This is a genomic window from Vibrio sp. J383 (genome assembly GCF_023503985.1).
Taxonomy (GTDB): domain Bacteria; phylum Pseudomonadota; class Gammaproteobacteria; order Enterobacterales; family Vibrionaceae; genus Vibrio; species Vibrio splendidus.
Genome location: NZ_CP097293.1, coordinates 43,199 through 64,699 on the forward strand (window position 1 = coordinate 43,199; position 21,501 = coordinate 64,699).

The 21,501-nt window shown below is 46.2% G+C and carries 16 protein-coding genes; 13 read left to right on the forward strand and 3 right to left on the reverse strand.

Annotated features, from left to right (window positions below):
• Positions 1-110 precede the first annotated feature (110 nt).
• Positions 111-740 carry a response regulator transcription factor gene (locus tag M4S28_RS00220; RefSeq protein WP_004729724.1) on the forward strand — a complete coding sequence of 210 codons (630 nt, stop codon included), beginning with the start codon at positions 111-113 and terminating at the stop codon, positions 738-740.
• On the opposite strand, the gene M4S28_RS00225 is transcribed toward M4S28_RS00220, so the two are convergent.
• Positions 737-2,488 carry a potassium/proton antiporter gene (locus tag M4S28_RS00225; RefSeq protein ID WP_004729725.1) on the reverse strand — a complete coding sequence of 584 codons (1,752 nt, stop codon included), beginning with the start codon at positions 2,486-2,488 and terminating at the stop codon, positions 737-739. The two genes, M4S28_RS00220 and M4S28_RS00225, sit on opposite strands and share 4 nt — an antisense overlap.
• Before the next feature lie 448 nt (positions 2,489-2,936).
• On the opposite strand from M4S28_RS00225, the gene M4S28_RS00230 reads away from it, so the two are divergent.
• The 4 genes from M4S28_RS00230 to M4S28_RS00245 all read left to right on the forward strand — a co-directional run bounded on the left by M4S28_RS00230 (position 2,937) and on the right by M4S28_RS00245 (position 6,913).
• On the forward strand, positions 2,937-3,203 hold the full coding sequence (locus M4S28_RS00230) for a DUF4212 domain-containing protein (RefSeq protein WP_004729726.1): 267 nt from the start codon (positions 2,937-2,939) through the stop codon (positions 3,201-3,203).
• 10 nt (positions 3,204-3,213) lie between these two features.
• Positions 3,214-4,917: a sodium:solute symporter family protein gene (locus M4S28_RS00235; RefSeq protein WP_004729727.1), complete on the forward strand. Its 1,704-nt coding sequence runs from the start codon at positions 3,214-3,216 to the stop codon at positions 4,915-4,917.
• 211 nt (positions 4,918-5,128) lie between these two features.
• Positions 5,129-5,515, forward strand: coding sequence for a hypothetical protein (locus M4S28_RS00240; protein ID WP_004729728.1), 387 nt, complete (start codon positions 5,129-5,131; stop codon positions 5,513-5,515).
• Positions 5,516-5,527: 12 nt separating this feature from the next.
• The gene (locus M4S28_RS00245) at positions 5,528-6,913 is read left to right on the forward strand and encodes a class II fumarate hydratase (RefSeq protein WP_249632120.1); all 1,386 of its coding nucleotides are present in this window, start codon (positions 5,528-5,530) and stop codon (positions 6,911-6,913) included.
• A 115-nt stretch (positions 6,914-7,028) separates the two neighbouring features.
• Here the strand turns inward: M4S28_RS00245 and M4S28_RS00250 are convergent, their stop codons facing one another.
• Both M4S28_RS00250 and M4S28_RS00255 read right to left on the reverse strand, forming a co-directional pair.
• Complete coding sequence (locus M4S28_RS00250; RefSeq protein ID WP_167409364.1) at positions 7,029-10,460, reverse strand: hybrid sensor histidine kinase/response regulator; 3,432 nt, start codon at positions 10,458-10,460, stop codon at positions 7,029-7,031.
• 110 nt (positions 10,461-10,570) lie between these two features.
• Positions 10,571-11,761, reverse strand: a complete 1,191-nt coding sequence (locus M4S28_RS00255; RefSeq protein WP_249632121.1) for a 3-phenylpropionate MFS transporter — start codon at positions 11,759-11,761, stop codon at positions 10,571-10,573.
• Between the two features lie 234 nt (positions 11,762-11,995).
• On the opposite strand from M4S28_RS00255, the gene M4S28_RS00260 reads away from it, so the two are divergent.
• The 8 genes from M4S28_RS00260 to dusB all read left to right on the forward strand — a co-directional run bounded on the left by M4S28_RS00260 (position 11,996) and on the right by dusB (position 21,481).
• Positions 11,996-13,828: a DUF294 nucleotidyltransferase-like domain-containing protein gene (locus M4S28_RS00260; RefSeq protein WP_249632743.1), complete on the forward strand. Its 1,833-nt coding sequence runs from the start codon at positions 11,996-11,998 to the stop codon at positions 13,826-13,828.
• Between the two features lie 11 nt (positions 13,829-13,839).
• Positions 13,840-14,472, forward strand: coding sequence for a 3'-5' exonuclease (locus tag M4S28_RS00265; RefSeq protein WP_076675535.1), 633 nt, complete (start codon positions 13,840-13,842; stop codon positions 14,470-14,472).
• A gap of 218 nt (positions 14,473-14,690) precedes the next feature.
• Entirely contained in the window at positions 14,691-16,640 is a 1,950-nt protein-coding gene (gene acs / locus M4S28_RS00270) for an acetate--CoA ligase (RefSeq protein WP_017108601.1), read from the forward strand.
• Between the two features lie 323 nt (positions 16,641-16,963).
• Positions 16,964-17,413 carry a type II 3-dehydroquinate dehydratase gene (gene aroQ, locus M4S28_RS00275; RefSeq protein WP_004729735.1) on the forward strand — a complete coding sequence of 150 codons (450 nt, stop codon included), beginning with the start codon at positions 16,964-16,966 and terminating at the stop codon, positions 17,411-17,413.
• Between the two features lie 74 nt (positions 17,414-17,487).
• Positions 17,488-17,937, forward strand: coding sequence for an acetyl-CoA carboxylase biotin carboxyl carrier protein (accB, locus tag M4S28_RS00280; RefSeq protein ID WP_249632122.1), 450 nt, complete (start codon positions 17,488-17,490; stop codon positions 17,935-17,937).
• Between the two features lie 15 nt (positions 17,938-17,952).
• Positions 17,953-19,296 carry an acetyl-CoA carboxylase biotin carboxylase subunit gene (gene accC / locus M4S28_RS00285; protein ID WP_004729738.1) on the forward strand — a complete coding sequence of 448 codons (1,344 nt, stop codon included), beginning with the start codon at positions 17,953-17,955 and terminating at the stop codon, positions 19,294-19,296.
• Positions 19,297-19,484: 188 nt separating this feature from the next.
• Positions 19,485-20,372 (forward strand): 50S ribosomal protein L11 methyltransferase, encoded by an 888-nt coding sequence (gene prmA, locus M4S28_RS00290; protein WP_017083825.1) that lies wholly within the window; start codon positions 19,485-19,487, stop codon positions 20,370-20,372.
• 140 nt (positions 20,373-20,512) lie between these two features.
• Complete coding sequence (gene dusB, locus M4S28_RS00295; RefSeq protein WP_102500064.1) at positions 20,513-21,481, forward strand: tRNA dihydrouridine synthase DusB; 969 nt, start codon at positions 20,513-20,515, stop codon at positions 21,479-21,481.
• The last annotated feature ends 20 nt before the right edge of the window (positions 21,482-21,501 follow it).

Genomic DNA, 21,501 nt, shown 5'->3' on the forward strand with positions numbered 1-21,501 from the left:
TTCCGGGGATAAAAGTCGATATGGTTCAGACTTTTAATGCATAGATATTGTCCACATACTCAATCAGGATGATAATAAATATTAACTAAATTGTTAAAAGTATGAACGTCATGGACTCGACCTATACCATCATCATTGCTGATGACCATCCTCTTTTTCGCAACGCCCTGTTTCAGTCAGTTCATATGGCGATCAGTGGTGCGAACCTGCTTGAGGCTGATTCCCTCGATGCCTTACTGACTCTGCTAAAGAAAGAAGATGAACCAGACCTGTTGCTTCTCGACCTTAAGATGCCGGGTGCTAATGGGATGTCTGGCTTAATTCAACTGCGTGCTGAATACCCAGATTTACCGATTGTGGTGATCTCTGCCAGCGAGGATGCCAGCGTTGTCACTCAAGTGAAGAGCCACGGTGCCTTTGGCTTTATTCCTAAGTCGAGTGATATGCGTGAATTGGTCAGCGCACTCAATCAAGTGCTGAATGGCGACCCGTTCTTCCCTGAAGGGCTGATCACCAACAATGCAGCCTGTAGCGACCTGGCAGAAAAGCTTTCCACATTGACGCCTCAACAATACAAGGTGTTAGGAATGCTATCGGACGGCCTGCTGAACAAGCAAATCGCGTATGAATTGAATGTTTCGGAAGCGACCATCAAGGCGCATATGACAGCCATCTTCCGTAAACTGGATGTGAAAAACCGAACTCAAGCAGTTATCTTGCTACAAGAAATCCACAATTAAGCTTCGTTTACATCCTCTTCTAAAGTCGTCTTAGGCAAACATAAACCCAGCTTGACGACTTTATGATCATCTATATCTGCAACCACCCAAGTGATGTCATGCCACTCAAAGCTGTCACCTAATACCGGGTGTGCCCCAAGCTCTTGATCAACCAATTGTTTTAGCGTCATTTCTCGCTCTTCTTCCGAGCCAAGTTCAATACCATAACAATCGCTTACCGCAGCGACCGATAACCCAACATCTAAGAAGAAGTCACCAAAGAATCGAGCGGCTTCTTCTGCCAAAGGTGCCTCACTGAATAGCTCACTTAGGCTATCTAGATCTTTATCTTGACCAAGTACACAGAGAATATCGTTCGCCTCTAATATGGTACTGCCCGATGGGTGAAGCAAGGCATCTTGTCGAAACAGTGCGGTAATGCGCGTCCCTTCAGGCATCGATAAACGCTTGAGCGGCTCACCGACACACCACTTTTCCTCTTTCAGCTTGTAGACAAACATCTCCCATTCACTGGTCGGATAAATCTCGATACCGGTACGAGAAATCGGTGTTGGCGTTGGCGGTAGAGTCACTTTAGCGAGTCTTGCGACTTTCATTAAGCTGCCGCCTTGAACAATCAACGAAACCATAACCACGAAGAAGGCGATATTGAAATACAGCTGAGCATTTGGCAGGCCAGCCATCATCGGGAAAACCGCCAAAATGATCGGAACTGCACCACGTAAACCGACCCAAGAGACAAACCAGCGCTCCTTGGTGGTAAAGCTTCTGAACGGCAGCAAACCCAACCAAACCGACACTGGACGAGCAAACAAAATCATACCGAAAGCCAGTGCTAACGCAGGAAGTGCAATGTCCATTAAGGTCGATGGTGTCACCAATAAACCCAACACCAAGAACATCACGATCTGACTTAGCCACGTCATACCGTCTAGGACATTAAGAATAGAGTGTCGAGAACGCGTTGGACGATTACCAATGAACAGACCTACGAGGTAAATCGATAAGATGCCGCTGCCGCCAAGCATGTTAGAGAACGCAAACAGAGCCACGCCCCCACTGAGTACCAGAATGGAATAAAGGCCATCAGCCAGTTGTACTCGATTGATTAAGCTCCATAGAACCCAGCCGCCGCCAATGCCAACAAGGGTACCGATACCAAACTGCATCGCAAAACTTTGCAGTAGGAAGTTCATTCCCATCTCAGCGTCAGGGTTACCTAACAGCGCAATTAAGGTCACCGTCAGGAAGACCGCCATTGGGTCGTTAGTGCCCGATTCGATCTCTAGAGTTGAACCCACACGCTCATTGAGACTCTGTCCTTTCAGCAAAGAGAATACCGCTGCCGCATCGGTTGAACCAACAATCGCCCCGACCAAGATGCCCTGCATTAATGACAAGTCAAACAGCCAAGCCGCCATTAATCCGGTTAAGGTTGCTGTACATGCGACACCTATCGTCGCCAGCGAGAGCGAAGGCCAGAAGGCGACCTTGAAGCTCGCCACCTTGGTTCGCATACCGCCATCCAACAGAATCACGGCAAGCGCAAGGTTACTCACCAAGTAGGTCAGTGAGTAATCATCGAAATGAATATTACCGGGTCCATCTTCACCCGCTAACATACCAACGAACAAAAAGATCAAAAGAATAGGAACGCCCAATCGAGAGGACACTTGTGAGAAAAGCACGCTGATGGCGATGAGTACGGCACCAGTCAAGAATAAGTGGTTAATGGTTATTGCGTCCAATTCGTTCCCCCAAAGAATAAAATCCGAGCTTTAAGCCTGTTGTTCTTTTGCCACTAGCTTGTTGATCTTCTGCCGTTTAGCAAGGCACGGTCGGTGAAAGTGCCGTAGTTACTATAACAAACTTATGTTTCGCTTCGTGTCATAAGCAGGGCTAAATACCGTTTCTCGGTCATTTAGTTGTTAAATTTTATGACTCGCAGTCTAATTCATCCCTTTTTGTTAGACCTTTGGCTAATTTAACAATACCGTAACATCACATTTCTCTATGGTTATGTCTCCTAGCTCCCATATTTCAGTACATTAGCGCTAATACCATCCCGACTAAAGTTGCACAGATCCCTTGACTTATCCTTGCTACATTCTAAATCGTAACATTACGTTAACACGCTATTTTACAAAACGGTTTCACAAAAACGGTTTCTACGAAAACGGAATAAAGGAGAAGGCAATGGCGTTCGAATCTACGGAACATGCTCAAGCCTACTGGAAGGAAAACTTGGGAATAATGGGAACACTACTCGCAATATGGTTTGTGGTGTCTTACGGCGCAGGCATCTTATTTGTGGATGTCCTCAATACCATTCAATTTGGCGGATTTAAGCTAGGTTTTTGGTTCGCTCAACAAGGTTCAATTTATACCTTCGTGGCGTTGATATTTATTTACGTTGTTCGCATGAATAAGCTGGACAAAAAATACAACGTACAGGAAGACTAGAGGCTAGAACATGGATATTCAAACTTGGACGTTTATTCTCGTCGGTATTACTTTCGCAGTCTATATCGGCATCGCAATCTGGGCTCGCGCTGGAACAACCAGTGAATTCTACGTTGCTGGCGGCGGCGTACACCCAGTAGCAAACGGCATGGCAACAGCCGCTGACTGGATGTCGGCAGCATCATTCATCTCAATGGCAGGTATCATCTCATTCGTTGGTTACGACGGTGCGGTTTACCTAATGGGTTGGACAGGTGGTTACGTACTACTTGCGCTATGTTTAGCACCTTACCTACGTAAGTTCGGTCAGTTTACGGTTCCTGATTTCATCGGTGAACGTTACTACTCGAAAACAGCACGTATGGTAGCGGTATTCTGTGCAATCTTCGTATCATTTACGTACGTTGCAGGCCAGATGCGTGGTGTTGGCGTTGTATTCTCTCGTTTCCTAGAAGTTGATATTAACCTAGGCATCATCATTGGTATGGGTATTGTGTTCTTCTACGCAGTGCTTGGTGGCATGAAAGGCATCACTTATACGCAGGTAGCTCAATTCTGTGTCCTCATTTTCGCCTTTCTTGTTCCAGCAATCTTTACCTCAATCATGATGACGGGTAACCCACTTCCACAAGTTGGTATGGGTTCAACGCTATCTGGCACGGATGTTTACCTTCTTGATAAACTGGATGGCCTAACCGAAGAGCTCGGATTTACCGCCTATACCGAAGGTAACAAGAGCATGGTGGATGTATTCTTCATCTGTGCAGCTCTAATGGTCGGTACTGCGGGTCTTCCACACGTAATCATTCGCTTCTTCACAGTACCAAAAGTACGTGATGCTCGTATCTCAGCGGGTTGGGCACTACTGTTCATCTCATTGCTATACACAACAGCACCCGGCGTTGCAGCGTTCGCTCGTGTAAACATGATTGAAACGATTAACGGTCCTGACATGCAAGGTGTCGCAGCAGTAGACGCACCAAGCTGGTATAAAAACTGGGAAAGCACTGGCCTAGTAGGTTGGGAAGATAAGAACGGCGATGGCAAAATGTTCTACTCGGGCGATGAACGCAACGAGATGAAGATTAACCGTGACATCATCGTACTGGCTTCTCCAGAGCTAGCAAAACTACCTAACTGGGTTGTAGCACTACTTGCAGCCGGTGGCCTAGCAGCCGCACTATCAACAGCCGCGGGTCTACTATTGGTAATCTCAACGTCGATTTCACATGACTTGTTGAAGAAAGGCTTTAGACCAAACATGACCGACAAACAGGAGCTATTAGCCGCTCGTTTGGCCGCCATGGTCGCGATTGTCGGTGCTGGTTACTTAGGTATTAATCCACCAGGTTTCGTAGCTCAGGTAGTAGCGTTTGCCTTCGGCTTAGCCGCAGCATCCTTCTTCCCTGCTATCATCCTAGGTATCTTCTACAAGAAGATGAACAAGGAAGGCGCAATTGCAGGTATGTTGTCAGGTATTGCCTTCACAGCAAGCTACATCATCTACTTCAAGTTCATTAACCCAGCAGCAAGCACACCGGAAAATTGGTGGTTTGGTATCAGCCCAGAAGGCATCGGTACGCTAGGTATGTGTCTAAACTTTGTAGTATCAATTGCAGTGAACAAAGTGACCGCTGAAGTTCCAGAAGATGTACAAGAGATGGTTGAGTCTATCCGTTATCCTAAAGGTGCTGGTGAAGCTCACGACCACTAAGAAGCTCGCGACTTAGTGACTAGGATAATAAGCACTTAGAAAATGAATCAGTACTTACATTGTAGGGATTAGGTACTGATTCAAGAAAGCCGATACTTTATGTATCGGCTTTTTCTTTTTCCCTGCCATTTTATAAAAAGACTAAAGAAAGGGTTGTTTTTAAACTCTCATTTGATAATAATTATCATTAACATCCATTAGAGAGATGCAAATGATGATGAAAGAGCAGCAGGTTCTCTATTCAAGATTTTACAAAGCACAAGATCGCTTTGCTTCATTAGAGCAAGTTCAAGGTAACGAACCGTTTGTGATTCGAGACTATATCGAATGCGCACTCACGCTGTCGGCTTACTATGAAAAGCATGCCGCTCAAGAAAATATCTTGTTGTGTGAACTGTACCTGCGCCAAGTTTTCTTTCATTTAATTGAAGCGATTGAGTCTCCTGACCACAGTTTCGCCTTTCGTCATATCTGCCTAGACTCTATTCACTCGCCACTATTTTATTTAAAACGCCACTACCGCCAGCAACCGCACGGCCAAGCGCGTTTTTTGAATATCAGCCAGACACTACAACAAGTCCAAGCCCCACTTGGCTAACAAGGATAGAACATGACCCAAGAATTTCGGATTGAGAAAGACAGCATGGGCGAAGTTAAAGTCCCTGCCGATGCGCTATACCAGGCACAAACTCAACGTGCCGCGGATAACTTCGCGTTTAGCTCGCACAAGATGCCAACCAGCTTTATTCAAGCACTGGCGTTAATTAAGCAAGCCGCCGCCGATACCAACGCTCAATTAGGCTTATTAGAAGGTGATATTGCCAACGCGATAGCCGAAGCCAGCCAAGAGATCATTGAGGGTAAACACCTCGAGCAATTCCCTATTGATGTCTATCAGACGGGCTCTGGCACCAGCTCTAACATGAATGCTAACGAAGTGATTGCGACACTCGCTTCAAGAAGCCTGCAAGGCGACGTGACCCCCAATGATCACGTCAACATGGGTCAAAGCAGTAACGATGTAGTGCCAACGGCGATCCAAGTAAGCGTTGCTTTGATGACAGAAAACAAATTGTTGCCTGCATTAACTCACCTTTCCGCAGCACTTACCGTTAAACAGCAAGAGCTTGCTGAGGTAGTAAAAACAGGTCGTACTCACCTAATGGATGCGATGCCGATTACCTTTGCTCAAGAGCTTGGTGGTTGGAAGTTCCAGATTGAACACGCTAAGCAAGCCATTAAAAGCAGCTTGCCAGCAATCAAGGCGCTTGCTCAAGGTGGCACAGCAGTAGGTACGGAGATCAATGCCGACCCACGCTTTGCCGATAAATTTGCAAGTAACCTGTCTCAATCAACAAAGATCAGTTTTACCTCGAGTGAAAACTTCTTTTTTAACCTCAGCAGCCAAGACGCGATCGTTGCGTTTTCTGGTCAGCTTAAAACTGCAGCAGTTGCGATCCTCAAGATCTCAAACGATCTTCGCTGGATGAACTCAGGGCCGTTGGCTGGCTTAGGGGAAATTGAGTTACAAGCGCTGCAACCGGGCTCGTCTATCATGCCAGGAAAGGTCAACCCTGTAATTCCAGAAGCAGCTGCTATGGCGGCGGCGCAAGTGATTGGTAATGACACCACAATCACGATTGCTGGCCAATCGGGTAACTTCCAATTGAATGTGATGCTGCCGGTTATTGCTCATAACGTTCTAGAAAGCATAGAGTTGTTGGCAAACAGCTCAGTCGCACTGGCTGATAAAGCGATAGCTACCTTCACCGTGCGCCAAGACAATCTCGATTTAGCACTGTCAAAGAACCCAATTCTAGTGACAGCGCTCAACCCTGTGATTGGCTATCTAAAGGCAGCAGATATTGCCAAGAAAGCTTATAAAGAGGGCTTACCGATTCTTGATGTTGCAGAAAGAGAAACTGATCTCAGCCGAGAAGAACTCAGCAAGCTACTTGATCCAACCACACTGACGCAGGGTGGTATTGCCAGTTAGTTAATCAATGAACAAGAATTAACGCTCCTTACCGAAACAAAAAAGGCCTCATACGAGGCCTTTCCACTATCCGCTCACAAGTCCGAACGTGCTAATCCGAACCTGTTAATTCAAGTTAACTCACTCGATTCAATACCGCTCTAAGTTTTAGCGGTTTCACTGGCTTGGCTATAAAACTAAAACTATTGGCCTTTATCGCTGCCAACATGTCATCGGTTCTATCAGCACTGATAATGACACCCTCAAAAGAGTCCCCAAGGCGTAAACGACACTGCTGCAGGACTTCGAGTCCGGTTCGACCATTATCCAAACGGTAATCAGAGAAAATCACATCCGGCTGCCAACCATCATCTAGGCACTTCAAGCTTTCAACTAGATCAACGGCTGTCTTAACCTCACAACCCCAACGACCAATCAAGTTCTCCATACCGACTAAAATCTCTCGTTCATTATCGACACACAGTATTTTCAGATGCTCGATATCACTGGTCGCCATTGGCGTCGAAGCTTGTACAACCGGAGCCACCTTTTCAGCTCTCGCTAAGGTGATGGAAAAGACACTGCCTTGACCCGGCCATGAACGCATCGATATTTGATGACCAAGCACATGGGCAATACCTTTGGAGATGGCTAATCCTAGCCCTAACCCCTGATCAGCACGCACTTGGCTACCACGAGTAAATTCTTCAAAGATCTCTTGTTGCTTGTCTTCATCGATACCGGTTCCGTTATCCCACACATCGATTCGCACCTGACCATTCACTCGTCTCGCACCGAGGACCACTTTGCCCTCTGGGTTATAGCGGAACGCATTAGTCAAAAAGTTCTGAATCACTCGTCTTAATAATTTAGGGTCAGAATGAATGAACAATGACGATGGGATCATTTGAAACTGGATTTTTTGTTGTATCGCTAAAGCGCTAAATTCCGCATTCAAATTGGTTAGTACATCATGCACGGCAATCGCATGAATGTTGGTTTCTAACTTGCCGGATTCCAAGCGCGAGATATCCAACAAATCACCAATCAGATCTTCGGCCGCACCAAGCGCACTTTCGATGTGGGATGAAAGCTGTTTGACCTCTTGTTCTTTTGCGACCTCAGATAGCGAAGAAGCAAACAAGCGAGCAGCATTCAATGGCTGCATCAAATCGTGACTCACAGCCGCAAGAAAACGACTCTTGGATTGTGATTCTTGATCCGAAATCTGAGTTGCTTTTACCAAGCGATGATTCAGTTTTTCGAGCTCTTGAGTTCGCTCATGCACTCTCGATTCCAAGCTTTCGTTAGCATCTTTTAGCGCTTGCTCTGCTTGTCTGAATACCGTGATGTCGGTAAAGCTCATCACAAAGCCACCGCTTGGCATCGGGTTACCTTGCACTTCAATCACTCGACCATCGGGACGAATGCGAGAAGAGGTGTGTCGAGTGCCTTGTTCAAGATGATAAACACGGCGGCGAACGTGATCTTCCGGGTCACCCGGACCACACAAACCTTGCTCAGCATTGTGACGAATCACATCTGAAATGGGTCGACCAACCTGAATCAAGCCAGCAGGGAACTCAAACAGTTCTAAGTAACGTTGATTCCACGCCACCAGCCTCATTTGTTTGTCGATTACTGCAATGCCTTGGCCAATATGTTCAATCGCGCCTTGCAGTAAACCACGGCTAAAGTCGTACAATTCCGAGGCTTCATCAACGATGGTCGCCACTTCTTCAAGCTGCATGTTTCTGCCTTGCAAAGCAGAAGTGAGTACTAACTTAGCAGACGAAGCACCGAACACACCAGCAAGCACACGCTCTGCGTGTCTAATCAGGCTTGCGGGCGCCTGTTGATTGGGAAGTAACGGCTGACCGTGCTGCTGCCAATAGCTGTGTAAGGCGCTTTTCGCTCGCTTGCGACCCACAAAACGCGATGCCAACATCTCTAATTCTGCGACTGTCACACGGTTTTGATAGAGGCTGATATTCTCATTTTCAGGCAATGGTGTACCAACAAATGCTGCCGATTGTAAGCGCTCACTTAGGCTTGGTCTGGTCGTCATCGAGACCACGGCATAGCACAAGGTATTGAGTAAAATACTCAGCACTATGCCCCAATTTGAGCTGCTAACATCCCAACTTCTCAGCAGTTCCGGCGGCGTGATAATCCACAGCAGTAAGTTACTTTCGCTATCGCCCGCTAGCATGCTGGTTTGACTCATCAGGGTAATCAGCCAGATCACCGAACCGACAAGCAAACCGACATAGACACCCTTACGGTTTCCGGGACGCCAGTACAATCCACCAATTAATGCAGGAGCGAACTGAGCAATCGCAGCAAAAGAAAGAAAGCCAATCGCCGACAATGAATGGATAGTATCGAGGGCCTGATAAAACAACCAAGCACCAAGTAACAGCAGCAAAATTAACCCACGTCGAATCACCAGTAACAGGCCAGAAAAATGTCGATGTGTTCTTTGGGTTAGACGCATACGACGCAGCAGCAATGGCATCACTAAATCATTCGATACCATGATCGCTAATGCTATGGTCGATACAATCACCATGCCACTCGCCGCCGAAGTACCTCCGAGGAAAGCTAACAAAGCAATGTGATTCGCACCTTCTGCCATTGGCACACTGATAACGTAAGTATCAGCCGGCATGTCAGTGAGCAACCCTTGTCCTGCCCAAGCAATTGGCAGCACGAACAGTCCCATCAAAATCAGATAAAGCGGAAACAGCCAGCGAGCAGTATGCAAATCTTGAGGACGTTCGTTCTCAACCACCATGGTGTGGAATTGGCGCGGCAGACAGACAATCGCCAACATGGTTAAAACGGTATGAATAATTAAGGTCGGAATATTCGGCGATTCATAGGTGGAAGCCGCCACATCAAGCAGGTCGATTTTGTCACTACTCACCGCCAGGTACATGATGAACAAGCCAACAATCAAAAATGCCGCGAGCTTAACAATGGATTCAAACGCTACAGCCATCATCATGCCACGGTGGTGTTCAGTGTTATCGATGTGTCGCGTGCCAAACAACATCGTAAAAATGGCCAATGCACCGACCACAAACCAAGAGACGTGATAGTCCTGATAACCAAAATCAGTGGCTAGGTTTGGCGCAACAATATCCAACCCCATGGTAATACCGCGCAACTGCAGCGCGATATACGGAAGAATACCAACCACAGCGATAATGGTCACCGCCACCGCTAAGCCTTGAGATTTTCCATAACGAGCCGCGATAAAGTCGGCAATAGAGGTGATGTGTTCACGCTTCGCGATGAGGATCAGCCGAGCTAAGATCCGCCACCCCAACGTGAAAACCAAAATAGGGGCAAGGTAGATAGGCAAGAAGGACCATGGGTTATTGCTCGCCTGTCCGACCGTTCCATAAAAGGTCCAAGAGGTACAATACACCGCAATCGAAAGGCTATAGATCCATGGACGCCAGCGTGATAGCCAACGAACTTGCCTGTCTCCATACCAAGCAATCAAAAACAACACGCCCAAATAGGCTAAAGAGACTGGAATTACTATCCATCCTTGCATTAAAAACCCTTTTTCATCCATAAAAAAACCTCTCCATAAGGGAGAGGTTTCATTTAACTAGGGAAGTGCGTTTAACTCAATCGCATCGCTTAAATTCTGTGCTTTAGGCTTTAATTCTGAGCATCAGATTGAGCTGAGGCTGTTTGATTAACCTCAACCACTGAGCTTCTTTCATCGACCTTAATAAACAAGGCAAGTGCTCCCATTGCGGCCATACCCCAGAAGATATTGGCACCCCAAAGCTCATATCCCCAACCACTTAAGGTGGTCATTAGTGCGATAAATGCACCCAATGGAATCGCATTATACAGAGCTTGTAGCGCCACCATCTTGTTCTGTTCTTCAGATTGGATGTATTGAATCGCTGCGATGTGTGCCATAGCAAACGTCACACCATGCAGCAGTTGCACCATAACCAGTGCGAAAATCGCTGTGGTAGAAGCGGTAATCCCCCAACGAGCCATCACCCCAATTGCCGCTACCACGAACAGAGTACGCAGTGACCAACCAGAGAATAAGCGCTTACTTAACGCAAATACGGCCACCTCAGCGACAACACCAAGGCTCCACAAATAACCGATGATCGCTTCTGAGTGACCCGCCTCTTTCCAATAAATTGCACTAAAGCTGTAGTAAGCCGCATGGCTACCTTGCAGCAGCGCCATCAAGGCTAAAAATTTAACGACTGACGATTCACGCAGCAACTCACCTAATCTTGGTCGTACCGCTTGTTGCTCAGAGTGTGTCACCGGCATCACGTTAGGGTTTCTCATCGCCAATACTAATGACATCAGTACACCAGCAAAGGCCGTGTACAAAATCATTTCAGTACCGAATTTCGCAACCAAGTAACCAACGACAGTTGAACCTGCAATAAAGGCAATCGACCCCCACAAACGAGTTCGGCCATAGTCGAGCATATTAAGACGACTATAGTGATTAGCCATCGCATCAGACAATGGAATGATTGGCCCACAACACAGGTTGAACAGCACAGTAGCAAGCAGCATCAATAAAAAACTGCCACCCGTGAAAAAGTGGAAACCTACAAACAACAGCGCGGCAAAACTCAAACAGCGTAAAGCTGGCATCAAGTGTTCAACTTTATGGATACGTGGCGTAATCACTAGGTTAGCAACACAACGCGTCGCAAAACCAATACCAATTAGGACACCAATGTCACCCGCAGAAACGCCTTGCTCTTCAAACCACAGCGCCCAAAATGGTAAATAAACACCATAGGCAAAAAAGAAACCAAGAAAATACTGGGAGATCCAGCCATAAGGGGAAGGGCTAAACATAAATAACCTATAAAAAGTGTCCGGAAAAAGGCAGCACCAATTATGCCTATCTCGCATACGATGAAAAAGGGAATTATTACTGGGATAGTATTCCCATATTCAATTGGTTTGGATATCGCATTTCAATGAAAGATTTCACGCTCATCGATACCCATACTCGCATATAGACTAAAGTCGTCTGGAGCTTCGCTGGTATTTTGTCAGACTGATTAAAGACTCCCATTTATTCTTGTGATGCTTATGCCTGACAAATTTAATATGCAGCACCCACCCTTCGATAGCCTGTCCGACACCGAACAGTTGAAGCTGCGCTCTTCATTAGACGTGGTGTATTACCGCTCTCAAGAAGTCATACTGGAAGCCGATAGGCCGAGCCGACACCTGCACATTTTGATCAAAGGGGCTGTTGAAGAGCGCGCGAGCAGTGATGGCGAGATTTACGCACACTATGCCAATGACGATATTTTTGATGTCAGAAGCCAGTTTGAACCTCACACCAAACACCAGTACATCGCGCTCGAAGATACATTAAGTTATCTACTACCCACAGACATCTTTCTCGAGCTTTACCACGCCAATGGCCAGTTTGCAGCTTACTTTGATAGCAACCTTTCGACACGAAAAGCGCTAATTGAAGCCGCTCAACAGCAGCAGAATCTTGCCGAGTTCATACTGACTAAAGTGGACGAATCAATCTATCACCCTCCATTGATACTGGAACCCTACCAACCTATCAATCAAGTCACTCAAACCCTTAAAGAACAAGGGTTGGACTCGGCTCTAGTTCATTTGGAACATGATGATCAAAAAGCTTTTGGATCATCATGTTCCCTACCGTATGGAATCGTCACTCGAACCAATTTATTGCATGCTGTGATGCTCGATAACTTACCATTGGATGCGCCTGTCGGCGAGATAGCAACGTTTCCAGTGATGCACGTAAACCAGGGCGACTTCTTATTTAACGCCATGATTACCATGACCAGAAATCGAGTAAAAAGGCTGATGGTTTGTGATGGTCCAAATGCTGTTGGTATGGTGGATATGACGCAGATTCTGAGTGCATTCTCTACTCATTCTCACGTTCTCACTTTGCGTATTGCTCGCGCCACCAGCATTGAAGAACTGGCATTAGCCTCCAACAAACAGCGTCAATTAGTCGAAAGCCTGCTCAGTAACGGCATTCGTACACGCTTCATCATGGAGCTGATTTCTGCCGTTAATGAACAAATCATAGAGAAAGCGTTTGAGTTGGTTATCCCACCTGCACTGCATAATCATTGCTGCCTGATCGTATTGGGATCTGAAGGTCGGGGAGAGCAAATCCTCAAAACCGATCAAGACAACGCACTGATAATTCAAGACGGCTTAGAATGGCATCAATGCCAAAGTGCCATGAGCGATCTCACCCATACACTGCAGCAATTGGGCTACCCTCTCTGCCCAGGCAACGTGATGGTCAACAACCCTAAATGGGTACATTCAGAAAAAGAGTGGAAACAAACCCTCACCCGTTGGGTAAAAAAAGCCACGCCAGAAACCGTAATGGATATTGCTATCATGGCGGATGCACACGCCGTTGCGGGTAACAGAGAGTTATTAAAACCAGTAAAACAACACCTCAGTGATTTGATGCTCGGACAGGAATTGATTCTGACTGAATTCTGCCGCCCTGCTCTGAACTTCTCGGTTCCCCTCACCCTATTTGGTAATGTAAAAAAATCCAAATCAGGGCTCGATATCAAACAAGGCGGTATTTTCCCAATCGTGCACGGTGTGAGAGCACTTTGTCTTGAACATGGTGTGACGGTGAACAACACCTTTGAACGCATTGAACAGCTCGTTAGTAAAAAGGTCTTAGAGCAAAGTACCGCGGACAACCTCAGTGAAGCGCTCAAACAGTTTTTAAAATGGCGTTTAGCTCAGCGACTTTCACAACAACACAGCAGCAATAAGATCAACGTCAAACTGATGGAGCGGGCAGACCGAGACTTACTTCGTCATAGCCTACATGTGGTCAAAAAATTCAAGCAATGGCTCGGCTACCACTATCAAATCAGAGATTAGGCGGCTCAACGATGAATAGATTGGTTCGTTATTACTGGCATCACAAGCTCAAAGGCTCTGCTTATCAGCCTCTGTTTACTACACCTACGCATAATGAATATATATCGCTCGATTGTGAAACCACCAGCCTCGACCCTAATCAAGCGGAGTTAGTCACTATTGCCGCAACCAAGATCATCGGTAACCGAATCATTACCAGTCAGCCTTTTGAAGTCCAACTACGAGCTCCTCAATCGCTCGATTGCAATTCAATAAAAATCCATCGTATTCGCCATCAAGATCTAAAGCACGGCATTGAAGAAAAACAGGCTTTGATCGAGCTGCTCGACTTTATTGGTAACCGTCCTTTAGTCGGCTACCACATCCGCTATGACAAGAAAATTCTCGACCGCGCCTGTTTAAAACAACTCGGATTTCCACTGCCTAACCGATTAGTCGAAGTGAGCCTGCTCTATCAAGAAAAACTCGAAAGACAGCTGCCCAATGCCTATTTTGATCTCAGTATGGACGCCATATGTCGCCAGTTGGATTTGCCTATACCGGTCAATAAACATGATGCATTACAAGACGCTATCTCCGCTGCGCTAATTTTTGTACGCCTTAAACACGGTGATTTACCCCGTTTCAACTCTTCTTATTCTTAATTCAACCTTTGCCTCTCGACATAGAGAGCAACATCGCAAAAATGAACTTAACTCGCTATTTTGTAAGTGAAAAGCGGCGTCTCATCCTAAAGTCTAATTGTGGAAATCACCGTCCTAGCCGAGAGTGATAGCACAACGACGGTCCTGTAAAAGACTTAGAAACTGAACACAAAGGAAGTTGCCAGTTCATTAAGAATGTTGGCACAAGGAGAGATGCAATGAGTGAAGCCCACGTTTATCCGGTAAAAGAAAATATTAAATCAACCACGCACGCGGATAATGACACTTACCTAGCCATGTACCAGCAATCTGTTTCTGACCCTGAAGGCTTTTGGGGTGAACACGGAAAAATCGTTGATTGGATTAAACCTTTCACACAGGTAAAAAACACCTCTTTCGACCCTGGCCACATTGATATTCGTTGGTTTGAAGATGGTACGCTTAACGTTTCGGCTAACTGTATCGACCGCCACCTTGCTGAGCGCGGTGATGAAGTCGCTATCATCTGGGAAGGCGATGACCCAGCGGATGACAAAACTCTAACTTTTAATGAACTACATAAAGAAGTGTGCCTGTTTTCAAATGCTCTAAAAGAGCAAGGTGTACGCAAAGGCGATGTGGTTTGTTTATACATGCCGATGGTGCCAGAAGCTGCTGTTGCCATGCTGGCATGTACCCGTATCGGTGCGGTTCACACTGTGGTATTTGGCGGTTTCTCACCAGAAGCACTGTCTGGTCGTATTATCGATTCAAATTCTAAAGTCGTAATCACTGCCGATGAAGGCGTGCGTGGCGGTCGTGCTGTTCCATTGAAGAAGAATGTCGATGAAGCACTGACTAACCCTGAAGTGAAGAACATCGAGAAGGTTGTGGTATTCAAACGTACTGGCGGCGATGTTGCGTGGCACGAACACCGTGATGTGTGGTGGCATGATGCTATCGCAAACGTATCGGCAGATTGCCCACCAGAAGAGATGAATGCAGAAGATCCGCTATTCATCCTTTATACGTCAGGCTCAACAGGTAAACCTAAGGGTGTTATGCACACCACAGGTGGCTACCTAGTTTATGCAGCCATGACCTTCAAATACGTATTCGATTACCAAGAAGGGGAAACCTTCTGGTGTACTGCGGATGTGGGCTGGATTACCGGTCACACTTACCTTGTTTACGGTCCGCTTGCCAATGGTGCGAAAACCATCCTGTTTGAAGGCGTGCCGAATTACCCGAATACAAGCCGCATGAGTGAAGTAGTCGATAAGCATCAAGTGAATATTCTTTATACTGCACCAACAGCGATTCGTGCTTTGATGGCGAAAGGCAATGAAGCGGTTGAAGGGACTTCTCGTGATAGCCTAAGAGTCATGGGCTCTGTAGGCGAACCAATTAACCCTGAGGCGTGGGAGTGGTACTACAAAACAATTGGTAATGAGCAGTCTCCGATTGTAGATACATGGTGGCAAACAGAAACGGGCGGTATCTTAATCGCACCACTACCGGGCGCAACAGACCTAAAACCGGGCTCAGCGACACGTCCATTCTTCGGTGTGCAACCCGCACTTGTCGACAACATGGGCAACATCATTGAGGGTGCAACAGACGGCAACCTTGTAATTCTTGACTCTTGGCCGGGACAAATGCGTACCGTTCACGGCGATCATGACCGTTTTGAGCAGACTTACTTCTCAACCTTTAAAGGCATGTACTTTACTAGTGATGGTGCTCGCCGTGATGAAGACGGTTACTACTGGATTACTGGTCGTGTCGATGATGTGTTGAACGTATCAGGTCACCGTATGGGTACCGCTGAGATTGAATCGGCTCTAGTGGCGTTCGATAAGATTGCTGAGGCAGCGATTGTCGGTATTCCTCATGATATTAAAGGCCAAGCCATTTACGCTTACATCACGTTGAATGATGGTGAATTCCCAACCGCAGAACTTCATAAAGAAGTGAAAGACTGGGTACGTAAAGAGATTGGTCCAATCGCAACACCAGACGTGCTGCATTGGACAGATTCTTTACCGAAAACTCGTTCAGGTAAAATCATGCGTCGTATCCTACGTAAGATTGCCACAGGCGATACTGGCAACCTAGGCGATACGTCGACACTGGCCGACCCAAGTGTGGTTGATAAGCTGATTGCAGAGAAAGCTGAACTGGCATAAGCAACCCGTCACATTAGCTAATCACTGTTTAAAACAGACCATAACGAAACCGTCACCTATGTGGCGGTTTTTTTATGGCCGATCTTGATCTCAAATATCTTCGATAAAATTAAAGCAATCGTGTTTTTTTGTTAAGTTGATAACAATTCCATGCTGCACTTATAGGAGATTAGACCAGTAAATTGCTGCGATTTGCGCTGAATTAGCTATAATCTGGTTCTAATTTTTAAATTTGGGTTTTTCTTACTGGAAATTAACCCCAAATTTTCAATAAAATGGCAACATTCACATTCGTAAACACGATAAAGGAAGATAGCCCCACAATGTCTACAAAGTTTCGCATTCTAGTTTTAAATGGCCCAAACCTTAACCTGTTAGGCCTTAGAGAGCCTGCACACTACGGTTCTCAAACACTTGACCAGATTATTAGCTCATTGACCGAGCAAGCGAAAACACAAGATGTTGAGCTGTCTCACTTACAGTCAAATCGTGAGTATGAACTGATTGAAGCTATCCATAGTGCTTATCAAAATGTTGATTTCATTATTATCAACCCAGCGGCCTTTACACATACCAGTGTGGCGTTGCGTGATGCACTACTTGGTGTTGCTATCCCATTTATTGAGGTTCACCTATCGAATGTTCACGCACGTGAACCATTCCGTCACCACTCTTACCTATCTGATAAAGCAGAAGGTGTGATTTGTGGCTTAGGTGCCCAAGGTTATCAATTTGCTTTGACGGCTGCGCTCAACAAGCTCAACGCAAAGTAAATAAAAACAACGAACTATTACTAACCTACTCAGTCAAAGAGTAAGTTCAATCAACAGATAAAGAGAAAGAAACAATGGATATTCGCAAAATCAAAAAGCTAATCGAATTGGTTGAAGAGTCTGGTATTTCTGAGCTAGAAATCTCTGAAGGTGAAGAGTCAGTACGAATCAGTCGTAACAGCCCTATATCTGCAGCACCGATTCAATATGCAGCGGCTCCAGCTCCTGTAGCGGCAGCACCTGCGGCGGCACCTGTAGCAGCAGAAGCAGCAGCTCCTGCAGTTCCAGCTGGTCACCAAGTTCTTTCTCCAATGGTTGGTACTTTCTACGGCGCTCCAAGCCCAGATGCAAAACCATTCGTTAAGGTTGGTCAATCTGTAACTGCTGGCGAAACGCTATGTATCGTTGAAGCAATGAAAATGATGAACCAAATCGAAGCTGATAAATCTGGTGTTGTAACGGCTATCCTAGTTGAAGACGGTCAACCAGTAGAATTCGACCAAGCTCTAGTAATTATCGAATAATAGAGAGCACTCATTATGTTAGATAAATTAGTAATCGCGAACCGTGGTGAAATTGCACTGCGTATTCTGCGAGCATGTAAAGAGCTTGGCATCAAAACGGTAGCGGTTCACTCAACAGCTGACCGCGATCTTAAGCACGTACTGCTTGCTGACGAAACCATTTGTATCGGTCCAGCTCGTGGTATCGATAGCTACCTAAACATCCCTCGTATCATCAGCGCAGCTGAAGTTACAGGTGCAGTAGCTGTTCACCCTGGCTACGGCTTCCTATCTGAAAATGCAGATTTTGCAGAACAGGTAGAGCGCAGTGGTTTTATCTTCGTTGGCCCTAAAGCTGAAACCATTCGCATGATGGGTGACAAAGTGTCAGCTATCACGTCAATGAAGAAAGCTGGCGTACCTTGTGTACCGGGTTCTGACGGCCCTCTTGATGATGATGAAGTGAAAAACAAAGCGCACGCTAAGCGCATTGGTTTCCCTGTAATCATCAAGGCATCTGGCGGCGGCGGCGGTCGTGGTATGCGTGTTGTTCGTACTGAAAAAGAACTAACAGAAGCTATCGCAATGACTCGTGCTGAAGCAAAAGCATGTTTCAATAACGACATGGTTTACATGGAAAAATTCCTAGAAAACCCACGTCACATTGAAGTACAAGTGCTTGCAGATGGTCAAGGCAATGCTATCCACCTAGGTGAGCGTGACTGTTCAATGCAGCGTCGTCACCAGAAAGTTGTGGAAGAAGCGCCAGCACCGGGTATCACTGAAGAGATGCGTAAGTACATCGGTGACCGTTGTACTCGTGCATGTCTTGAGATTGGTTACCGCGGCGCAGGTACATTTGAATTCCTATACGAGAACGGTGAGTTCTACTTCATCGAAATGAACACTCGTATCCAGGTTGAGCACACGATTACTGAAATGGTAACGGGTATCGACCTAGTGAAAGAGCAACTTCGCATTGCTGCTGGTCAGCCTCTATCATTCACACAGGATGATATTAAGCTGCGCGGCCACTCAATCGAATGTCGTATCAACGCGGAAGATCCAGTTCGTTTCTTACCATCTCCAGGTAAGATCACGCGCTTCCATGCTCCAGGTGGTATGGGTGTTCGTTGGGAATCTCACATCTATACTGGCTACACAGTACCACCACACTACGATTCAATGATCGGCAAGCTGATCACTTACGGTGAGAACCGTGACGTAGCGATTGCACGTATGAAGAACGCACTAGCAGAAATGATTGTTGAAGGTATCAACGTCAATACTGAGCTGCAATTAGCGATTATGAACGACGAAAACTTCCAACACGGTGGTGCAAACATCCACTATCTTGAGAAGAAGCTTGGTCTACAATAGAAGCTAGCCTTCCGTAATGAGTTCTCTATAGAACACTAAAAAATGCTCACTTCGGTGAGCATTTTTGTTTTTAGTGCTCCGGAAAAGGCAAGCTAAAATCCCCATGATAATGCGTGGGGTTTTGATGAATTTGCTCATATTTTCTGCTAGACTCCCCATCCAATTTTTCTCATATAGAAGATGCAGCCATGCCTTGGATTCAAATCAAGCTTAATGCGACCAATGAAAATGCCGAACAAATCGGCGACATGTTAATGGAAGAGACTGGTGCTCTTTCCGTAACTTTCCTGGATGCACAAGATACTCCTGTATTTGAGCCTCTGCCGGGTGAAACTCGCCTTTGGGGTGATACTGACATTCTCGCGCTTTACGACGCTGAGACTGATACTGGTGTCGTTCTAGCGCAGATTAAAGCAAGCAACATGTTCCCTGCAGACTTTGCTCATAAAGTAGAGCAAATTGAAGACAAGGATTGGGAACGTGAATGGATGGACAACTTCCACCCAATGAAGTTTGGTGAGCGTTTATGGATCTGCCCTAGCTGGCGCGATATCCCTGAACCTGACGCTGTAAACGTAATGCTGGATCCCGGTCTTGCATTTGGTACAGGTACTCACCCGACAACGGCATTGTGTCTTGAGTGGCTTGAAGGCTTAGACCTTACAGGCAAAACCGTGATCGATTTCGGTTGTGGTTCAGGCATCCTAGCGATCGCTGCGATCAAACTTGGCGCGGCAAAAGTTATCGGGATCGACATTGATCCTCAAGCCCTGCTTGCATCAAAAGACAACGCACAACGCAATGGCGTGGCAGAGCAACTAGAAGTCTTCTTACCACAAGATCAACCGGAAGGTTTACTTGCTGACGTTGTTGTTGCCAACATCCTTGCAGGCCCATTACGCGACCTTTCTGGCATCATTAAAGGCCTAGTTAAGCCAAATGGTGTACTTGCGATGTCGGGTGTTTTAGATACACAAGCGGAAGATGTTGCGACTTATTATCGTGATGAGCTTCACATTGATCCGATCATTGAACAACAAGAATGGTGTCGAATCTCAGGTCAGAAGCAAGGCTAGGTAAGACTTTGAGCGCTAATTGACTGAAATTTAAACAAATTACAAAAACAAATTGTAAATGCTCAAATATTAGTCTTTTCACGCAGCGAAAAAATGCGTAAAATGCGCGCCCTTGCTGGTACAGAACTGTGATGACATTTTTGAAAATCGGAAATTATCAACTTAAGAACAATCTAATCGTCGCTCCTATGGCTGGCGTAACGGATAGACCATTCCGTGAGTTGTGTCTTCGTTACGGTGCGGGGATGGCAGTCAGTGAAATGATGTCCTCCAATCCTAAAGTTTGGAAAACGTCAAAATCTCAGCAGCGTATGGTACATGAAGGCGAATCGGGCATTCGTTCAGTACAAATCGCTGGTGCAGATCCACAGCTTATGGCCGAGGCTGCTCAATTCAATGTTGCTAACGGTGCGCAAATCATCGATATCAATATGGGTTGCCCAGCCAAAAAAGTGAATAAGAAGCTTGCGGGCTCAGCCCTACTTCAGCATCCAGAACTCATTGAAGATATTCTGAAGGCTGTGGTAAATGCTGTCGACGTTCCAGTAACGTTGAAAACGCGCACAGGCTGGGATACAGACAATAGAAACTGTGTCCAAATCGCGAAAATAGCCGAAGACTGCGGCATACAAGCTCTTGCCCTTCACGGGAGAACTCGCGCTTGTATGTACAAAGGTGAGGCAGAATACAAACACATTAAAGCAGCGAAACAAGCAGTATCTATTCCGGTTATCGCTAACGGTGATATCGATAGTCCGGAAAAAGCGAAGTTTGTGCTGGAGTACACCGGTGCTGATGCTTTAATGATAGGTCGACCTGCCCAAGGACGCCCTTGGATTTTTAACGAAATCCTACACTATTTGGAAAACGGCACCACGATGGACCCGCTCCCGATTTCGGAAGTGAAAGACATCATGCTTGGTCATGTGAACGCTCTACATGAGTTTTATGGCGAGTTTTTAGGCCCCCGAATTGCTCGTAAGCATGTGGGTTGGTACCTAAAAGAACATGAACAAGCGAGTGAGTTTCGCCGTACCTTCAACGCATTCGAAGCAGGTGATCTGCAGCTTGAAGCGCTAGAAGGTTTTTTTGATAACGTTGCACCATAATTACGAGAAGAGCTAGACCG

Bases quoted from the DNA above. Each gene is read 5' to 3' on its own strand.
- M4S28_RS00220 (WP_004729724.1), top strand. From the start codon at position 111: ATGGACTCGACCTATACCATCATCATTGCTGATGACCATCCTCTTTTT.
- M4S28_RS00230 (WP_004729726.1), top strand. From the start codon at position 2,937: ATGGCGTTCGAATCTACGGAACATGCTCAAGCCTACTGGAAGGAAAAC.
- M4S28_RS00235 (WP_004729727.1), top strand. From the start codon at position 3,214: ATGGATATTCAAACTTGGACGTTTATTCTCGTCGGTATTACTTTCGCA.
- M4S28_RS00240 (WP_004729728.1), top strand. From the start codon at position 5,129: ATGATGATGAAAGAGCAGCAGGTTCTCTATTCAAGATTTTACAAAGCA.
- M4S28_RS00245 (WP_249632120.1), top strand. From the start codon at position 5,528: ATGACCCAAGAATTTCGGATTGAGAAAGACAGCATGGGCGAAGTTAAA.
- M4S28_RS00250 (WP_167409364.1), bottom strand. From the start codon at position 10,460: ATGCAAGGATGGATAGTAATTCCAGTCTCTTTAGCCTATTTGGGCGTG.
- M4S28_RS00255 (WP_249632121.1), bottom strand. From the start codon at position 11,761: ATGTTTAGCCCTTCCCCTTATGGCTGGATCTCCCAGTATTTTCTTGGT.
- M4S28_RS00260 (WP_249632743.1), top strand. From the start codon at position 11,996: ATGCTTATGCCTGACAAATTTAATATGCAGCACCCACCCTTCGATAGC.
- M4S28_RS00265 (WP_076675535.1), top strand. From the start codon at position 13,840: ATGAATAGATTGGTTCGTTATTACTGGCATCACAAGCTCAAAGGCTCT.
- acs (WP_017108601.1), top strand. From the start codon at position 14,691: ATGAGTGAAGCCCACGTTTATCCGGTAAAAGAAAATATTAAATCAACC.
- aroQ (WP_004729735.1), top strand. From the start codon at position 16,964: ATGTCTACAAAGTTTCGCATTCTAGTTTTAAATGGCCCAAACCTTAAC.
- accB (WP_249632122.1), top strand. From the start codon at position 17,488: ATGGATATTCGCAAAATCAAAAAGCTAATCGAATTGGTTGAAGAGTCT.
- accC (WP_004729738.1), top strand. From the start codon at position 17,953: ATGTTAGATAAATTAGTAATCGCGAACCGTGGTGAAATTGCACTGCGT.
- prmA (WP_017083825.1), top strand. From the start codon at position 19,485: ATGCCTTGGATTCAAATCAAGCTTAATGCGACCAATGAAAATGCCGAA.